9 protein-coding genes are annotated in these 18,199 nt (G+C 68.7%); 2 read left to right on the top strand and 7 right to left on the bottom strand.

Going from position 1 to position 18,199, the window contains the following annotated elements:
• Positions 1-162: 162 nt before the first annotated feature.
• The 4 genes from HDC36_RS05500 to HDC36_RS05485 all read right to left on the bottom strand — a co-directional run bounded on the left by HDC36_RS05500 (position 163) and on the right by HDC36_RS05485 (position 6,122).
• A complete protein-coding gene (locus tag HDC36_RS05500) occupies positions 163-1,056 on the bottom strand; it encodes an NAD(P)-dependent oxidoreductase (RefSeq protein ID WP_179565102.1) in 894 nt (297 codons plus the stop codon).
• Between the two features lie 91 nt (positions 1,057-1,147).
• Entirely contained in the window at positions 1,148-3,955 is a 2,808-nt protein-coding gene (gene metH, locus HDC36_RS05495) for a methionine synthase (protein ID WP_255432626.1), read from the bottom strand.
• 62 nt (positions 3,956-4,017) lie between these two features.
• A complete protein-coding gene (locus HDC36_RS05490) occupies positions 4,018-5,142 on the bottom strand; it encodes a homocysteine S-methyltransferase family protein (RefSeq protein WP_179565097.1) in 1,125 nt (374 codons plus the stop codon).
• Complete coding sequence (locus HDC36_RS05485; RefSeq protein WP_179565095.1) at positions 5,139-6,122, bottom strand: metalloregulator ArsR/SmtB family transcription factor; 984 nt, start codon at positions 6,120-6,122, stop codon at positions 5,139-5,141. Before HDC36_RS05485 ends, HDC36_RS05490 begins: the two co-directional genes overlap by 4 nt.
• A gap of 93 nt (positions 6,123-6,215) precedes the next feature.
• Here HDC36_RS05485 and HDC36_RS05480 point away from each other — a divergent pair, with 93 nt between their 5' ends.
• A complete protein-coding gene (locus HDC36_RS05480; protein ID WP_179565093.1) occupies positions 6,216-7,397 on the top strand; it encodes an acyl-CoA dehydrogenase family protein in 1,182 nt (393 codons plus the stop codon).
• A gap of 179 nt (positions 7,398-7,576) precedes the next feature.
• On the opposite strand, the gene HDC36_RS05475 is transcribed toward HDC36_RS05480, so the two are convergent.
• From HDC36_RS05475 to HDC36_RS05465, 3 genes are read right to left on the bottom strand one after another with little or no spacing between them, the layout of a single operon-like run.
• Positions 7,577-10,750, bottom strand: a complete 3,174-nt coding sequence (locus HDC36_RS05475) for a multidrug efflux RND transporter permease subunit (RefSeq protein WP_179565091.1) — start codon at positions 10,748-10,750, stop codon at positions 7,577-7,579.
• A 12-nt stretch (positions 10,751-10,762) separates the two neighbouring features.
• Positions 10,763-12,028 carry an efflux RND transporter periplasmic adaptor subunit gene (locus HDC36_RS05470; protein ID WP_179565089.1) on the bottom strand — a complete coding sequence of 422 codons (1,266 nt, stop codon included), beginning with the start codon at positions 12,026-12,028 and terminating at the stop codon, positions 10,763-10,765.
• The gene (locus tag HDC36_RS05465) at positions 12,025-12,684 is read right to left on the bottom strand and encodes a TetR/AcrR family transcriptional regulator (RefSeq protein WP_179565087.1); all 660 of its coding nucleotides are present in this window, start codon (positions 12,682-12,684) and stop codon (positions 12,025-12,027) included. Before HDC36_RS05465 ends, HDC36_RS05470 begins: the two co-directional genes overlap by 4 nt.
• Positions 12,685-12,936: 252 nt before the next feature.
• On the opposite strand from HDC36_RS05465, the gene HDC36_RS05460 reads away from it, so the two are divergent.
• Complete coding sequence (locus tag HDC36_RS05460) at positions 12,937-18,045, top strand: NAD-glutamate dehydrogenase domain-containing protein (RefSeq protein WP_179565085.1); 5,109 nt, start codon at positions 12,937-12,939, stop codon at positions 18,043-18,045.
• Positions 18,046-18,199 lie beyond the last annotated feature (154 nt).

Below are 18,199 nucleotides of genomic sequence, written 5' to 3'. Positions count from 1 at the left end.
TCGTGGAATTGGGTGCACGAGGCTGCGCCCGTACCCTCATCCGCCCCTGCGGGGCACGGAGAAGGGAGTAGCCGTAAGCCCCTCTCCCGCCGGTAGAGGGGGTCCGGCGCGAAGCGTCTCGCGCAGTTGGGTGCATGAGGCTACGCCGATGCCGGCGCGCGCTCACTCGCGTGCGGGCTCGCCGTCGCCGGGTGGCAGGACCTCCGGCACGTGCTGGTCGTAGTGCGCCAGCACCTCTTCGAAGCCGTAACGCGGTCGCCAGTCCAGCGCCTGCAGCGCCTGCTGTGCCGAGTAGACGCGGTCGATCCGCGTCGGCAGCGGCCAGCCGCGGCGCCGGAACGCGTCGACCAGCAACGGCGCGCGCTGCCGCAGCAGCGCCTGCGGGTCGAGGTGCAGCGCCTGGCAATCCTCGCGCAGGAACGGCGTGGCGCCGGAGACGACGAAGGTCGCCGCGACCGGGCCGGCATGGGCCAGTGCCGCCGCGTGCGCATCGGCGACGTCGCGCGCGTCGATGCCGCGGTGCAGGCGGAACACCGCCATCAGATTGGCCGGTTCGGGGAAGCAGCGCGACATGCGCAGGATGCGCACGCTCGGCCCGCCTTGGGCGGCCGCCTCGCGCAGCAGCGCTTCGGCCTCCAGCTTGGTGTGGTGATAGATGGTCTGCGGCTGCGGCGCCAGTTCTTCGTCGACCCAGGCGGCCGTGTCGACGGGGCTGGCGGCGCTGCCGTACAGCGCGGTGGTGCTGGTGAAGACGATGCGGCCGACGCCGGCCGCGCTCGCCGCATCGAGCACGCGGCGGGTGCCATCGACGTTGACCTGGCGGAACCTGGCTGCGCCGACGTGCGGCACATGCGGTGCGTGCAGCGCCGCGGTGTGCACCACCGCGTCCGCGCCCTGCATCGCACGCGCCAGCAGCGCGCTGTCGGCCAGGTCGCCGACCCAGGCGGCGGTGGAGGAGGGCGCGCTGTCGAAGCCGTCGACGCGGTGCTGCCGCGACAGGCGGATGTGGATCGCGCGGCCGATGCGGCCGCTGCTGCCGGTGACCACGACCTTCATGGGGACAGTTCCGATGGCTTGGAGGCTTTGCTCAGGGAGTGCGTTGCGGCGACTGCGCGCGGGCGGCGACCGGCGGCGGGCCCGTCACGGCTCACTCCGGATCGTAGTCCAGGTTCGAGGCCAGCCAGCGCTCGGCCTGCAGCAGCGGCACGCCCTTGCGCCGCGCGTAGTCGGCGACCTGTTCCTTGGTCAGACGCCCGACCACGAAATACTGGCTCTGCGGATGGCTGAAGTAATAGCCGGACACCGCCGCGGTCGGCAGCATCGCGAAACTTTCGGTCAGCGCCATGCCGGCGTTGCGTTCGGCGTCGAGCAGCGCGAACAGGGTCTTCTTCTCGCTGTGCTCGGGGCAGGCCGGATAGCCGGGGGCAGGGCGGATGCCGCGGTACTTCTCGGCGATCAGCGCCTCGTTGTCCAGCGCCTCGTCGGCGACATAGCCCCAGAATTCGCGGCGTACGCGCTGGTGCAGGCGCTCGGCCAAGGCCTCGGCCAGGCGATCGGCCAGCGCCTTGAGCAGGATCGCGTTGTAGTCGTCGTGCGCGGCCTCGAACCGCGCCACGTGCGGCTCGATGCCGATGCCGGCGGTGACCGCGAACGCCCCGATCCAGTCCTGCTTGCCGCTGTCCTTGGGCGCGATGAAATCGGCCAGGCAGAAATCGGGCCGTTCGACCGGCTTGTCGACTTGTTGGCGCAGGAAATGCAGGAGAAGCCGGGATTGGGGATTGGGGATTGGGGATTGGGCGGGCTGTTGCGAATCTCCAATCCCGACTCCCGAATCCCGGTGATCCTCCAGGATCACCTCCACATCGTCGCCCACGCTATTCGCCGGCCACAGCCCGAACACCGCCTTGGCGGTCAGCCACTTCTCGGCGACGATGCGCTTGAGCATCGCGCGCGCGTCGCGGTACAGCTCGCTGGCCTGGCTGCCGACGACCGCGTCGCTGAGGATCGCGGGGAACTTGCCGGCCAGTTCCCAGGCCTGGAAGAACGGGGTCCAGTCGATCAGGTCGATCAGCTCGGGCAGCGGATAATCGTCGAACACGTGCAGGCCCGGCTGCTTCGGCACCGGCGGCGTGTAGGCGTCCCAGCCGCCGTCGAAGCGCTGCGCGCGTGCCTTTTCCAGCGACACCAGGCGCTTGGCGTCGCCGCGGTTCTTGTGACGCTGGCGGATCTCGGCGTAGTCGGCGTCGTTGGCGGCGACGAACGCGGCGCGCAGGTCCTTGGAGATCAGCGACTGGGCCACGCCGACCGCGCGCGAGGCGTCCTTGACCCACACCGTCGGCGCGCCGTAATGCGGGTCGATCTTCAGCGCGGTGTGCGCACGCGAGGTGGTGGCGCCGCCGATCAGCAACGGCATCGAGAAGCCCTGCCGCTGCATCTCGCGGGCGACGTGGCTCATCTCCTCCAGCGACGGGGTGATCAGCCCGGACAGGCCGATGATGTCGGCGTTCTCGGCGCGCGCGCGGTCGAGGATGGTCTGGGTCGGCACCATCACCCCCAGGTCGATCACGTCGAAATTGTTGCAGGCCAGGACCACGCCGACGATGTTCTTGCCGATGTCGTGCACGTCGCCCTTGACCGTGGCCATGATGATCTTGCCGTTGGACTTGCCGGTGTCGCCGGTGCGCAGCTTTTCCGCCTCGATGTACGGCAGCAGGTAGGCCACCGCCTTCTTCATCACCCGCGCCGACTTGACCACCTGGGGCAGGAACATCTTGCCGGCGCCGAACAGGTCGCCGACCACGTTCATGCCGTCCATCAGCGGGCCTTCGATCACGTCCAGCGGGCGCGTGGACTGTTGCCGCGCTTCCTCGGTATCGAGTTCCACGTAGGCGTCCACGCCGTGCACCAGCGCGTGCGCCAGCCGCGCGCGCACCGGCTTTTCGCGCCAGCTCAGGTCCTCGACGCTGCTCTGGCCCTTCTTGCCCTTGTAGCGCTCGGCGATCTCCAGCAGGCGCTCGGTGCCGTCGCGGCGGCGGTTGAGGATCACGTCCTCCACCCGTTCGCGCAGGTCCGGGTCGAGGTCGTCGTAGATCGGCATGCCGCCGGCGTTGACGATACCCATGTCCATGCCCGCGGCGATCGCGTGGTACAGGAACACCGAATGGATCGCCTGGCGCACGGTCTCGTTGCCGCGGAACGAGAACGACACGTTGGACACGCCGCCGGACACGTGGCAATGCGGCAGGGTCTTGCGGATGATGCGGGTGGCCTCGATGAAGTCCACCGCGTAGTTGTCGTGTTCCTCGATGCCGGTGGCCACGGCGAAGATGTTCGGGTCGAAGATGATGTCTTCCGGCGGGAAGCCGACCTGCTCGGTCAGGATCCGGTAGGCACGGCTGCAGATCTCGACCTTGCGCGCGCAGGTGTCGGCCTGGCCCTGCTCGTCGAACGCCATCACCACCGCGGCGGCGCCGTAGCGCAGCACCTTGCGCGCGTGCTCGACGAACACCGCCTCGCCTTCCTTCAGCGAGATCGAGTTGACCACGCTCTTGCCCTGCAGGCACTTCAGCCCGGCCTCGATCACGCTCCACTTGGAGGAGTCGACCATGATCGGGATGCGCGCGATGTCCGGCTCGGACATGATCAGGTTGAGAAAGCGGGTCATCGCCTTCTCCGAATCGATCAGGCCCTCGTCCATGTTGACGTCGAGGATCTGCGCGCCGCTGGCGACCTGCTGGCGCGCCACCTCCACCGCCTCCTCGTAGCGTTCTTCCTTGACCAGCTTGCGGAACTGCGCGCTGCCGGTGACGTTGGTGCGCTCGCCGACGTTGACGAACAGCAGGTCCGGGGTCAGCAGCAGCGGCTCCAGGCCGGACAGGCGGGTAATGCGGACGGACATGGGCTCAGCCTTTCGGGATCGTTGCCGTGGCCGCGCGCGCGCGACCGACGGGCGCAGCGCACACCGGACGGCGCGCGTGCACTGCGAATGCGTGAAGCGATAGCGGGCGCGTGCGCATCTCAGGCGGCCTGTGCCTGGGCCTGCGCCGCCAGCGGCGTGCGCGGACGCAGCCCGCGCATCGCCTCGGCGATCGCCTGGATATGCGCCGGGGTGGTGCCGCAGCAGCCGCCGACCAGGTTCAGCAGGCCGGATTCGGCGAACTCCTTCAGGGTCGCCGCCATTTCCTCCGGGGTCTCGTCGTACTCGCCGAAGGCGTTGGGCAGGCCGGCGTTGGGATGCGCGCTGACGTAGCCGTCGGCGATCCGCGCCAGCGTCTCCACGTGCGGGCGCAGGTCGCTGGCGCCGAGCGCGCAGTTCAATCCCACCGACAGCGGCCGGCCGTGCGCGACCGAGGCGTAGAACGCCTCGGCGGTCTGCCCGGACAGGGTGCGCCCGGAGGCATCGGTGATGGTGCCGGAGATCATCACCGGCAGCCGCCCGCCGCGCGCGTCGAACACTTCCTCGATCGCGTACAGCGCCGCCTTGGCGTTGAGCGTGTCGAAGATGGTTTCCACCATCAGCGTGTCGGCGCCGCCGTCGATCAGGCCCTCGACCGCTTCGCGGTAGGTGCCGCGCAGTTCGTCGAAGCTGGTGTTGCGGAAGCCGGGATCGTTGACGTCGGGGCTGATCGAGGCGGTGCGGCTGGTCGGGCCGAGCACGCCGATGACGAAGCGCGGCTTGTCCGGGGTGAGCGCCTCGACCGCGTCGCAGCACGCGCGCGCGACCTGCGCGCCGGCCTTGTTCAATTCGTAGACCAGATGTTCCAGGTGGTAGTCGGCCTGGCTGATCGAGGTGGCGTTGAAGGTGTTGGTTTCCAGCAGGTCGGCGCCGGCGTCGAGGTAGGCGCGATGGATGCCGGCGATCACTTCCGGCCGCGACAGCAGCAACAGGTCGTTGTTGCCTTTCAGGTCGTGGCCCTGCGGCGCGTGGTCGCAGCCGGGTCCATGCACGTGCGCGCCGTCATAGCCGGCGGCGAAACGCTCGCCGCGGTAGTCGGCCTCCTGCAGGTCGTGGCGCTGGATCATGGTGCCCATCGCACCGTCGATGATCAGGATGCGTTCGGACAGCGCCTGCAGCAGCTTCTGCGTGCGCTGCGGATGCAGCCAGGGGACCTGGGACTGGGAAGAAACGTCAGAGATGCTCACGCGCCTGCTCCTGCCTTTGCTTTGACGATTCCCGAATCCCCATTCCCGAATCCCGGCTTCACCGCAATCAACGAAATCACCTCGAAATGCGGCGGCCGCTTCTCGCGGGTCACGGTTTCCAGGCTGGACACGTCCAGCCCGGCCTTGTCGACGAACTTGCGCAGTTCCTTGGAGGCGAAGCCCAGGTTGACGTGGCCGTAGGCCTGCACCGCGGCCTTGTGTTCGTGGCGGGCGAGGCTGCACAGCAGCAGGCGCCCGCCGGGGCGCAGCACCCGCGCCGATTCGGCTACCGCCTGCGCCGGCTTGGCCGCGTAGGTCAGCGCGTGCATCATCACCACCAGGTCGAAGCTGGCGTCGGCGAACGGCAGCGCGTGCATGTCGCCTTCGCGCACTTCCACGTTGCCGAGCCGGCGCAGGCGTTCGCTGGCCGCGGCCACCACCCGCGCGCTGGTGTCGATGCACACGTAGCGGCGCGCATGCGGGGCCACCAGTTCGGCCAGCACGCCGTCGCCGGAGGCGATGTCGAGCACGTCGCCGGTTTCCAGCAGCGGCAACGCGGTGCGCGCCAGCGCTTCCCAGGTGCGCCCGGGCGAGTAGTGGCGCTCCATGTCGCCGGCCACCGAGTCGGCCCAGTTCTGGTCGGCGGCGCGGTTGGCCAGCACCGCGGCCACGCGCTCGGCGTCCTGGCGCAGCAGCGGATCGTCGCTGCCGGTGCTCAGCGCCAGCCACAGCGCGCGCTGCGCCGGGTCCAGCTGCGCCTCGTCGAAGCGGTAGTAGGCCGACACGCCGGCGCGGCGGTCGCGCACCAGCCCGGCCTCCTTCAGCTTGGCCAGGTGGGTGGACACGCGCGGTTGCGCCAGCCGGGTGATCGCCGACAGCTCGGCCACGGTCAGCTCTTCCTGCTCCAGCAAGGCCAGCAGGCGCACCCGGGTCGCATCGGCGAACACCTTCAGCCGGGTCGACCAGTCCTCCAGATCCATAATATCTTCCTATCGCGATATAGAGATATTCTGGTCCCGCGGACGCATCGGGTCAAGTCGTGCACACGCCTGCGTATGGTCTGGGTGGCTACAATGGCGCACCAGACAGCCCGGGAGGGGTTCTACGTGGATTTCAGCTTTACTGAAGAGCAATTGATGATCCAGGACGTGGCGCGACGCATCGCCCAGGAACGGATCGCCCCGAGCGCCGAGCATCACGACCGCACCGGCGAGTTCCCGCTGGAGAACATCCGCCTGCTCGGCGAGAACGGCCTGATGGGCATCGAGGTGCCGGAGGAATACGGCGGTGCCGGCATGGACCCGATCGCCTACGTGCTGGCGATGGTCGAGATCGCCGCCGGCGACGCCGCCCATTCCACCATCGTGTCGGTCAACAACTCGCTGTTCTGCGCCGGCATCCTCAAGAACGGCAACGAGGCGCAGAAGCAGAAGTACGTGCGCGCGATCGCCGACGGCAGCCACATCGGCGCGTTCGCGCTGACCGAGCCGCAGTCCGGCTCCGACGCCACCGCGATGCGTTGCCGGGCGGTGCGCCAGGACGACGGCAGCTTCGTGATCAACGGCAAGAAGAGCTGGATCACCTCCGGCCCGGTCGCCAAGTACATCGTGCTGTTCGCGGTCACCGACCCGGAGCAGGGCTCGCGCGGCATCACCGCGTTCGTGATCGACACCGACAAGCCCGGCTTCCATCGTGGCAAGACCGAGCCCAAGCTCGGCATCCGCGCCTCGGCCACCTGCGAGATCGAGTTCCAGGACTACGTGGCGAGCCCGGACGAGGTTCTGGGTGCGCCGGGCGAGGGTTTCAAGATCGCGATGAGCGTGCTCGACGCCGGCCGCATCGGCATCGCCTCGCAGGCGATCGGCATCGCCCGCGCCGCCTACCAGGCCACCCTGGACTACGTGAAGGAGCGCAAGGCGTTCGGCTCGCCGATCGGCGCGTTCCAGATGACCCAGGCCAAGATCGCCGACATGAAGTGCAAGCTCGACGCGTCGCTGCTGCTGACGCTGCGCGCGGCATGGGCGAAGGGGCAGGGCCAGCGCTTCACCACCGAGGCCTCGGTGGCCAAGCTGACCGCGTCCGAAGCGGCGATGTGGATCACCCACCAGGCGGTGCAGATCCATGGCGGCATGGGCTACTCGAAGGAAATGCCGCTGGAGCGCTATTTCCGCGACGCCAAGATCACCGAGATCTACGAAGGCACCTCTGAAATCCAGCGCTTGGTGATCGCCCGCAACGAGACCGGATTGCGTTGAGCTGGGAATAGGGAGTCGGGAATGGGGAATCGGACCGGCGCTGCGGCAGGCAGTGCCGGAACCGGCAAAAAAAAAGCGGCCGATAAGGCCGCTTTTTTTGTTCGCATCAGCAATCTGGGGTTCTCAAGGACCCGGGATTCCTGACGAATCCCGACTCCCCAATCCCCAATCCCGGCCCCTCACCGATCCGGCTGGTTCCGGTTCTGCCCTTCCTGCTGGATCGCCACGTACTCCTTCGACGGCTCGTCCAGCTTGTCGCCGAGCATGCGCCGCACCACCACGAAGAACAGCGGGATGAACAGCACGCCGAGCAAGGTGGCGAACACCATGCCGCCGATCACGCCGGTGCCGATCGAGTGGCGCGCGTTGGCGCCGGCGCCGGTGGAGATCGCCATCGGCAGCACGCCGAGGATGAACGCGAACGAGGTCATCAGGATCGGACGGAAGCGCAGGTGCGCCGCCTCGGTGGCCGCTTCGCGCAGGGTCTTGCCCGCCGCGCGCTGCTCCACCGCGAACTCCACGATCAGGATCGCGTTCTTCGCCGCCAGGCCGATCACCGTGATCATGCCGATCTTGAAGTAGATGTCGTTCGGCAGGCCGCGCAGCAGCGAGAAGGTGATCGCGCCGAGCACGCCGATCGGCACCACCAGCAGTACCGAGACCGGGATCGACCAGCTCTCGTACAGCGCCGCCAGGCACAGGAACACCACCACGATCGACAGCACCAGCAGCAGCGTGGCGCTGTTGCCGGCGATGATCTCCTGGTACGACATGCCGCTCCAGTCGAAGCCGAAGCCCGGCGGCAGATCGTTGTTGACGATCTCCTCCATCGCGCTCATCGCCTGGCCGGAACTGCCGCCCGGGGCCGGGTTGCCGACCACGTTGACCGCCGAATAGCCGTTGTAGCGGCTCAGCGACGGCGAGCTGTAGATCCAGTTCGACTTCACCACCGTGCTCAGCGGGATCATCTGCGGCAGGCCGTCGCTGTCGGTGGCGCTGCTGCTGGGCACGTAGAAGTTGCGCAGCGATTCCGGACCGGTGCGGAACGGTGCGTCGGCCTGCATGTTGACGCGCTTGATGCGGCCTTCGTAGAAGAAGTCGTTGACGTACACCGGCGCCAGCATCATCTGGATCGACTGGTAGATGTCGCTGACCGACAGCCCCATCGACTGCGCCTGCACGCGGTCCACGCTCAGCTGCAGCTGCGGCGCGTTCTCCAGGCCGTTGGGGCGCACCCCGGCCAGCGCGTCCTGGCGCGCGGCGGCCTTGCCGAGCAGGATGTTGCGCGCCTGGGTCAGCGCCTCCTCGCCGGCGCCGGTGCGGTCCTGCAGCCACATGTCGAAGCCGCCGAACTGGCCCAGCCCGTTCACCGTGGGCAGGTTGACCACGAAGATCTGCGCGCCCTTGATGCCGTAGAACATCCCGTTCAACTGCTGGATCAGGTCGGTGGCGGTGACGTCGCGGTCGGCCCACGGCTTGAGCCGGATGAAGCCCATGCCGACGTTCTCGCCGCGGCCCAGGAAGCTGAAGCCGGCCACCTGCAGCATGCCTTCCACGGCCTTCTGCTGCTGCAGCACGCCGCGCATCTGCGCGAACACCTCGTTGGTGCGGCCGACCGTGGCGCCCGGCGGCAACTGCACGATCGCCAGCGCGAAGCCCTGGTCTTCCTCGGGCAGGAAGCTGCCGGGCATGCGCGTGAACAGGAAGCCGCACAGCACCACCAGCAACGCGAACACCGCCATCCAGCGCGGCGCGCGGCGGATGGTGCCGCCGACCGCGCCGACGTAGCGGTGCGCCAGCTTGTCGTAGTACTTGTTGAAGTTGCGGTACACCCAGTTCGGGTTCTCGTTGTGGGTGGCCTTCAGGAACGCCGCGCACAGCGCCGGGGTGAAGCTCAGCGCCAGGAACGCCGAGAACCCCATCGCCATGGCGATGGTGATCGCGAACTGCTTGTAGATCGCGCCGGCCGCGCCGGGCTGCATCGCCGAGGGGATGAACACCGCCGCCAGCACCACGGTGATCGCCACCACCGCGCCGGTGATCTGGGTCATCGCCTTCTGCGTGGCCGCCTTCGGCGCCAGGTGCTCTTCGGACATGATGCGTTCGACGTTCTCGATCACCACGATCGCGTCGTCGACCACGATGCCGATCGCCAGCACCATCGCGAACAGGGTCAGCTGGTTGATGGTGAAGCCGATCACCCACATGCCCAGGAAGGTGCCCAGCAGCGCCACCGGGATCACCAGGGTGGGGATGATGGTGGCGCGGAAGTTCTGCAGGAACACCAGCATCACCAGGAACACCAGCACGATCGCCTCGGCCAGGGTCTTGACCACTTCCTCGATCGAGATCCGCACGAAGGTGGTGCTTTCGTACGGGGTGAACCAGCTCACGCCCTGCGGGAAGCTCGGCTGCAGCTCGTCCATCTTGGCCTTGACCGCCTCGGACACGCTCAGCGCATTGGCGCCGGGCAGCAGCTGGATCGCGAACGCGCCGGTCGGCTTGCCGTTGTACTGGGTGTCGAAGCCGAAGCTGGTCGGGCCGAACGCGACCCGCGCCACGTCCTTCAGCCGCACCACGCTGCCGTTGCTGTCCGCGCGCAGGATGATGTTCTCGAACTGCTCGGGCGAGCTGAAGCGGCCTTCGGCGGTGACCGTGGCGGTGAACGACTGCCCGGACGGGGCCGGATCGGAGCCGATCGAGCCGGCGGCGAACTGCACGTTCTGCGCGCTGATCGCGTTGTACACCTGGCTCGGCGACAGGTGATAGCCCTGCAGCTTTTCCGGGTTCAGCCAGATGTCCATCGCGTATTCGGCGCCGAACTGCTGGGTGCTGCCGACGCCGGGCACGCGCGAGATCTGCTCCAGCACGCGCGAGCCGACGATGTCGTTGAGCGCGCTGCGGTCGATCGACGGGTTTTCCGAGCGCAGCGCGATCACGCTGAGGAAGCCGGCGTTGGCCTTGGCCACCACCACACCCTGCGCGGTCACTTCCGAGGGCAGGCGCGGCGTCGCCAGCGACACCTTGTTCTGCACCTGCACCTGGGCGATGTCGGCATTGGTGCCGGTCTCGAAGGTCAGGGTGACGGTGGCGGTGCCACTGGAGGAGGACGAGGAGCTGAAGTACAGCAGGTGATCGATGCCGGTCAGCTGCTGCTCGATCACCTGGGTGACCGAGCGCTCGGTGGTGTCGGCGCTGGCGCCGGGGTAGGTCGCGGTGACGGTGACCTGCGGCGGCGCGATCGAGGGATAGGATTCGACGCCGAGGTTGAGGATGGCGATCACGCCGCTGAGCGAGATCAGGATCGCCACCACCCAGGCGAAGACCGGGTGTTCGATGAAGAACTTAGGCATGGCGGGGGTCCGTTACTGCTGCTCGGGCTTGGAATCGGCCGCGGCGGCCGGCGTGTCGCCGCTCGCTGCGCCCTGCGGTTGGCCGGCGGCCTTGTCCTGCGGCGCGGCGCCAGCGGGCGCCTGGCCCTGCGGCGCGGCGCCGCCCGGAGCGCCCGGGGTCCACGGCGTGGCCTTGGCCGGCGCGCCTTCCTTGGCCTTCTGCAGGCCGGAGACGATGACCTGGTCGCCGGCGGCCAGGCCGGAGCCGACGATCCACTTGCCTTCCTGCTGGCCGACCGTGACCACGTCCTTGCGCAGCACCTTGCCGTCCTTGCCGACCACCAGCGCATAGGCGCCCTTGGCGTCGCGCTGGATCGCTTCCTGCGGGATCAGGTAGGCGTTGTTGCGCTGGCCCAGGTTGGCGGCGAAGCTGACGAATGCGCCGGGCAGCAGCACCCGGTCCGGATTGGGCAGCAGGGCGCGCAGGGTCACCGAGCCGGTGCTCGGATCGACCGCGGTATCGGAGAAGTCCAGCGTGCCGGACTGGGCATAGACGCTGCCGTCGCCGAGCTTGACCTGCACGGTCGACTTGCCCTCGTCGTTCAGCGCCACGTTGCCCTGGGTCTGCGCCTGGCGCAGCTGCGCCAGTTCGTCCGAACTCATCGAGAAGTTCACGTACAGCGGGTCGAGCTGGTCGATTGTGGTCAGCAGGGTGGTGTCGCCCTGGCCGACCAGCGCGCCTTCGGTGACCTGCTGCTTGCCGGCGCGGCCGGCGATCGGCGCGGTGACGGTGGCGTAGCCCAGGTTGATGCGTGCGGTGTCCACCGCGGCGCGCGCCTGCTGCACCGACGCGGCCGAGGTGCGTTCGGTTGCCTCGGCGGTGTCCAGATCGGACTTGGACACGTAGGCCTGCGGCGCCAGGCTGCGCGCGCGGGTGGCGGCGACCTTGGCGTTGGCGTAGGTGGCCTCGGCCGCGGCCAGCTGGCCCTGCGCCGACGCCAGCGAGGCGCGCAGCGGCGCCGGATCGATCTGGAACAGCGGCTGGCCTTCCTTCACGTCGGTGCCTTCGGTGTACAGGCGCTTTTCCAGCACCCCGGCCACGCGGGCGCGCACGTCGGCGCTGCGGTAGGCGGACAGGCGCCCGACCATGTCGCGCTGCAACGGCAGCGTCTGCGGCTTGGCTTCCAGCACGCCCACTTCCGGCGGCGGCATGGCCTGCTGTTCTTCTTGTTTCTTGCAGGACGCCAACACCACCACGACGGCGCAGGCCAGGGCGAGAGAACGCAACGGGGAGGTCATCGGGTGGTACTCCGGTCTGGTGTCGAAAACGAAAGGGAAGGGGCAGGTGGCGCGGCGAACGCGCGCAGGAAACCGTCGACGGCGAATTCGGCCCAGGCGCGCTGCGCGGCGGCGTCGCTGCGATGGGCGGTATGGAAGCGTTGGCGCTCGAAATCCATCCCGACGATCATGCTCAACAGCAGTTCGGCCATGAAGTGCGGATCGTCATGGCGCAGCTGGCCGGCGGCCACCGCCAGTTGCAGGCGCTCGCTCAGGCGCTGCATCAGCGCCTCGGCGCTGTCGCGGAACAGCGCGCGGACCTGCTCGGGGAAATGCCGCGATTCGGCCGCGATCAGCTGGCAGCTCTGCAGCACGCTCGGCTCGGACAGCTGCTCCAGGTACTCGCGGGCGAAGCGCAGCAGGCTGCCGCGCAGTTCGCCCTGCGCCGGACCCAGGTGCGTGGCGCTCAGTTCGGTATGGTCCTGCATCACCCGCTGCAGCAGGTCCTGCTTGCTGCGGTAGCGGCTGTACAGGGTCTGCTTGGAGCAGCCGGCGCGGGCGGCCACCGCGTCCATGCTCAGACGCATGCCGGCCTGGGCCAACAGTTCGCGCACGGCGGCGTACACGCGCTGATCGCGCGCCTGAGGCAGGCGGGACGGGGCAGGGGAGGCGGTCATTGAATGTGGACTATACCGTCCAGTTTAGAATTGGAACAGCCTTGACATCGGCGCGCCGATCGCGACAAGTCCCGGCATCGGCGACGCTCCGCTGCACGAAGTTATGACGGCGTGACGGCGGCGCGCGCGACTTTGCCCGATATGGCGCGTCGTTTCGTTCCCGGCGCTGGTTTGCGCCATGCAGCAAGGTAGTTGAACGCGCCACCGGTACAATTCTGGCTTTCCCAACGAGCATCGTTGTTGCTCCCCGTCATGAAACCCAAATCAGACGCTTCCCGTTCCAGCACGTCCTCGGCCGGATCCTCCAGCAAGTCCGCGTCCAAGCCCGCTTCCCCCTCGTCCAAGGCGTCCGCCAAGCCGTCGGCCAAGCAGGCCAAGGCCGCACCGGTCGCGAACAAGCGCGGCGCGGCGCGCGCCACCGCCAATTCGCGGGTGATCGACGCCGTGCCGGCCGCTTCCGCCGGCGGCTTCAGCCTGGAGCCGGTGTACGCGGCCCTGCGCCAGCGCTATCCGGGCGGCCGCCAGGCCGAGGCGCAGGCCTTCGCCGAGGAGTTCTACAAGCGCATGGAGGAGGACGAGTTCCCCCACCACAGCGCGCCGGAATGGGCCGCGCTGGCGGCGTCGATGCTGGAGTTCGCGCGCAAGCGCAAGCCGGGCACGTTCAACGTGCGGGTGTTCAATCCGAGCCTGAAGGAAGACGGCTGGGAGTCCTCGCGCACGGTGCTGCAGATCGTCAACGACGACATGCCGTTCCTGGTGGATTCGGTGAGCATGGCGCTGTCGGAGCTGGGCATCGGCGTGCACGTGCTCGGCCACCCGGTGCTGCGCATGAGCCGCGACAAGGGCGGCAAGCTGGAGACGGTCGGCGAGGGCAAGCCGGAATCGCTGATGCTGCTGGAGATCGACCGGCAGCCGCCGGAGGACATGCCGCGGGTGGATGCGGCGATCCAGCGCATCCTCGGCGAGGTGCGCAACATCGTGCGCGACTGGAGCGGCATGCGCGAGAAGATGCTGACCCTGGCCGACGACCTGACCACGCGGCGCCTGCCGGTGGACGACAAGGGCCGGCGCGAGGCGCAGGAATTCCTGCGCTGGGCCGCGGCCGACCATTTCACCTTCTTCGGCTACCGCGAATACCGGGTCGAGAAGCAGGGCGGCGAAGACGTGCTGGCGCCGCTGGAGGACAGCGGCCTGGGCCTGCTGCGCGGCCACGACAAGTCGCCGGCGCGCCCGGTGCGCACCCTGGCCGCGCACGGCCTCAGCGAATCGGGGATCAAGGAAGCGCTGATCCTGACCAAGACCAACGCGCGCTCGCGGGTGCACCGCAGCGGCTACATGGACTACATCGGCGTGCTGGAGTTCGACGCCAAGGGCCGCATCGTCGCCGAGCAGCGTTTCCTCGGCCTGTTCACGTCCAGCGCCTACAACCGCCGGCCGTGGGAGATCCCGCTGGTGCGCGAGCGCCACGACTACGTGATGCGCAAGTCCGGGCTGACCCCGAGCAGCCATAGCGGCAAGGCGCTGCGCCACATCCTGGAGACGCTGCCGCGCGAGGAACTGTTCCAGTCCAACGAGGAGGAGCTGTACCGCACCGCGATGGGCATCCTCGGCCTGCAGGAGCGGGTGCGCAGCCGCCTGTTCCTGCGCCGCGACAAGTACGGCCGCTTCATTTCCGCACTCGTGTACATCCCGCGCGAGCGCTTCAACACCGACGTGCGCCTGCGCATCGAGGCCCTGCTGAAGGACGCGCTGCACGGCGAATACATCGATTCCAGCGTGGTGCTGGGCGAATCGCCGCTGGCGCAGCTGCACCTGATCGTGCGGCCCAAGCCCGGCGAAGCGCTGGAATTCGATACCACCGAACTGGAAGCGCGCCTGGCGCACCTGCTGCGCAACTGGCAGGACGACCTGCGCGAGGCGCTGGTCGCCAGCCGCGGCGAGCGCGACGGCCTGCGCCTGGCGGCCAACTACGGCCGCGCGCTGCCGGCCGGCTACATCGAGGAATCGACCGCGCAGATCGCCGCGCGCGACGTCGAGCGCCTGGCCGCGCTGCGCGGTCCCGACGACCTGCACCTGAGCCTGCAGTCGCTGCGCCGCGACGGCGCCGACAGCCTGCGCCTGAAGCTGTATCGCCAGCGCGACGACCTGCCGCTGTCGGACGTGCTGCCGATGATGGAGAACCTGGGCCTGCGGGTGATCTCCGAACGCCCGTACCGGCTGACCGTGGACGGCACGCTGCTGTACATCCAGGACTTCGAAGTGGAGCCGCTGGCCGGCAGCATCGACGTCGAACGCGCCGACGCGCCGCTGTGCGAGGCGTTCGTGCGCATCTGGCGCGGCGATGCCGAGAACGACGGCTTCAACCGCCTGATCGTCGGCGCCGGCCTGGGCTGGCGCCAGGTGGCGATCCTGCGCGGCTACTGCAAATACCTGCTGCAGACCGGGGTGCCGTTCTCGCAGGCCTACGTCGAAGAGACCTGCACGCGCTATCCGCTGCTGGCACGGCTGCTGGTGGAACTGTTCGAAGCGCGTTTCGATCCGGCCACCGGCAACGAGAGCAAGGCGCAGATCGCCGACGGCCAGGCCGCGCTGACGGCGCAGCTGCACCTGCTGGCGGCCGGCGACGAAGGCGCGCTGAAGGCGCTGCAACCGGTGATCGACGCGCGCCGCGGCGACCGCGATGCGCAGCTGGAGGCGGCCAATGCCGCGCTGCTGAAGCTGTTCGACCAGGTCGCCAGCCTCGACGAGGACCGCATCCTGCGCAGCTTCAAGGGCGTGATCGAAGCGACCCTGCGCACCAGCTACTACCAGACCGGCAAGGACGGCGGCCTGGGCCACTGCATCAGCTTCAAGCTCGATTCGGCCAAGGTGCCGGAGCTGCCCAAGCCGCGCCCGTACCGCGAGATCTTCGTGTACGGCCCGCGCGTGGAAGGCGTGCACCTGCGCTTCGGCGCGGTGGCGCGCGGCGGCCTGCGCTGGTCGGACCGGCGCGAGGATTTCCGCACCGAGGTGCTGGGCCTGGTCAAGGCGCAGATGGTCAAGAACACGGTGATCGTGCCGGTCGGCGCCAAGGGCGGCTTCTTCTGCAAGCGCTCGCCCGCCGGCGGCGACCGCGACGCGGTGCTGGCCGAAGGCATCGCCTGCTACAAGCTGTTCATCCAGGGCCTGCTCGACATCACCGACAACATCGTCGGCGGCAAGATCGTGCCGCCGCCGCAGGTGGTGCGCCACGACCAGGACGATCCGTACCTGGTGGTCGCCGCCGACAAGGGCACCGCCACGTTCTCCGACATCGCCAACGGGCTGGCGATCGACCACGGCTTCTGGCTGGGCGACGCGTTCGCCTCCGGCGGCTCGGTCGGCTACGACCACAAGGGCATGGGCATCACCGCGCGCGGCGCCTGGGAGTCGGTCAAGCGCCACTTCCGCGCGCTGGGCCGCGATTGCCAGAGCGAGGACTTCAGCGTGGTCGGCATCGGCGACATGTCCGGCGACGTGTTCGGCAACGGCATGCTGCTGTCGCGGCACATCCGCCTGCTGGCCGCGTTCGACCACCGCCACATCTTCCTGGATCCGACGCCGGATCCGGCGGCCTCGTTCGCCGAGCGCGAACGCCTGTTCAAGCTGCCGCGTTCCAGCTGGGCCGACTACGACGCCAAGCTGATCAGCGCCGGCGGCGGCCTCTATCCGCGCACGCTGAAGTCGATCGAGATCAGCGCGCCGGTGCGCGAGGCGCTGGGCCTGGAAGCGGGCGTCAAGCAGCTCTCGCCGAACGAGCTGATGAACGCCATCCTCAAGGCGCCGGTGGACCTGTTCTGGAACGGCGGCATCGGCACCTACGTCAAGGCCGCCAGCGAGACCCATGGCGATGTCGGCGACCGCGCCAACAACGGCCTGCGCGTCAACGGCGGCGAGCTGCGCTGCAGGATCGTCGGCGAAGGCGGCAACCTGGGCCTGACCCAGCTCGGCCGCATCGAGGCCGCGCAGGTCGGGGTGCTGCTCAACACCGACTTCATCGACAACTCGGCCGGCGTGGACACCTCCGACCACGAGGTCAACATCAAGATCCTGCTCAACGACGTGGTGCAGGCCAAGAAGCTGACCGTGGCGGCGCGCAACACGCTGCTGGCGTCGATGACCGACGAGGTCGCCGAGCTGGTGCTGTGGGACAACATCCGCCAGAACCAGGCGCTGAGCCTGATGGAGCGGATGAGCGTCAAGCGCCTGGGCTCCAAGCAGCACTTCATCCGCACCCTGGAAGCGCAGGGCCTGCTCGACCGGCAGATCGAATACCTGCCGTCGGACGCGGAGATCTCCGCGCGCAAGGCCCGCGGCCAGGGCCTGACCCGGCCGGAGCTGGCGGTGCTGCTGTCCTACTCCAAGCTGGTCGCGTTCCAGCAGCTGCTGGAATCGGACATCCCCGAGGACCCGTACCTGTCCAAGGAGCTGCAGCGCTACTTCCCGCAGCCGCTGCAGAAGAAGTACGCCGATGCGATGGAGCGGCACCGCCTGAAGCGCGAGATCATCGCCACCGCGGTCACCAACACCACCATCAACCGCATGGGCGCGACCTTCCTGATGCGCATGCAGGAAGACACCGGGCGCAGCATCGGCGAGGTGGCCAAGGCGTACACGATCAGCCGTGAGACGCTGGACGCGCGCGCGCTGTGGACGCAGATCGACGCGCTGGACGGGCAGGTGCCCGAGTCGGTGCAGATCGATGCGCTGGAAGTGATCTGGAAGCTGCAGCGCGCGTTCGTGCGCTGGCTGCTGTTCCGTCCCGGTCCGATGCCCGGCATCACCGCGGCGGTGGAGCGCTACCACGAGCCGTTCAACGACATCCGTGTCGCCTCCGGCGTGCTGTCGGACTCGCAGCGTCCGCTGTACGAGGCGTTGGTGCAGGAATGGCAGGACAAGGGCCTGCCGCCGGCGCTGGCGCAGCAGCTGTCGGAACTGCGCTTCCTGGAGCCGGCGTTCGACATCATCGAGATGGCGCGCACCCGCAAGCTCAAGCCGGTGGAAGTGTCGAAGGTGCATTTCCGCCTCGGCGAGGCCTTGCAGCTGCCGTGGCTGTTCGAGCAGATCGACGCGCTGGAGGTCAACGGCCGCTGGCATGCGGTGGCCCGCGGCGTGCTGCGCGACGAACTGGCCAAGCACCACAGCGCGTTGGCCGGGCAGGCCCTGGCGTTGCCGGGCGGCAATGCCGAGGCCAAGGTGCAGCAGTGGCTGCAGCGCGACGACAGCAGCCTGCGCTTCACCTTGAACATGCTGCAGGAGCTGTCGGCGCAGAAGGCGCTGGACTACCCGACGGTGTCGGTGGCGGTGCAGCGGCTGGGCCAGCTGGCGGCGCACGGGGTGTGACCCGTGCGCGGGCCCGCGACGCGGGCCCGACGCGCAGGTCGGCAGCGCCGGGTCCTGCGGCCCGGTCGCTGCGGCCGTCGCCATGCCTCTTTCACGAAAGGGGTGTGATCGCAGGCGTCGCGCTTGTCGCGATGCCGGCGCACGTCGCATGATG

The organism is Xanthomonas sp. JAI131, from assembly GCF_013410075.1.
Taxonomy (GTDB): Bacteria; Pseudomonadota; Gammaproteobacteria; order Xanthomonadales; family Xanthomonadaceae; genus Xanthomonas_A; species Xanthomonas_A bonasiae.
The sequence above is the reverse complement of the archived record's forward strand: the minus strand, read 5'-3'. Positions and strand labels throughout refer to the sequence as shown.

Excerpts from the sequence above, each read along its gene's own strand:
- HDC36_RS05500 (WP_179565102.1), bottom strand. The coding sequence starts at position 1,056 with ATGAAGGTCGTGGTCACCGGCAGCAGCGGCCGCATCGGCCGCGCGATC.
- HDC36_RS05485 (WP_179565095.1), bottom strand. The coding sequence starts at position 6,122 with ATGGATCTGGAGGACTGGTCGACCCGGCTGAAGGTGTTCGCCGATGCG.
- HDC36_RS05480 (WP_179565093.1), top strand. The coding sequence starts at position 6,216 with ATGGCGCACCAGACAGCCCGGGAGGGGTTCTACGTGGATTTCAGCTTT.
- HDC36_RS05475 (WP_179565091.1), bottom strand. The coding sequence starts at position 10,750 with ATGCCTAAGTTCTTCATCGAACACCCGGTCTTCGCCTGGGTGGTGGCG.
- HDC36_RS05470 (WP_179565089.1), bottom strand. The coding sequence starts at position 12,028 with ATGACCTCCCCGTTGCGTTCTCTCGCCCTGGCCTGCGCCGTCGTGGTG.
- HDC36_RS05465 (WP_179565087.1), bottom strand. The coding sequence starts at position 12,684 with ATGACCGCCTCCCCTGCCCCGTCCCGCCTGCCTCAGGCGCGCGATCAG.
- HDC36_RS05460 (WP_179565085.1), top strand. The coding sequence starts at position 12,937 with ATGAAACCCAAATCAGACGCTTCCCGTTCCAGCACGTCCTCGGCCGGA.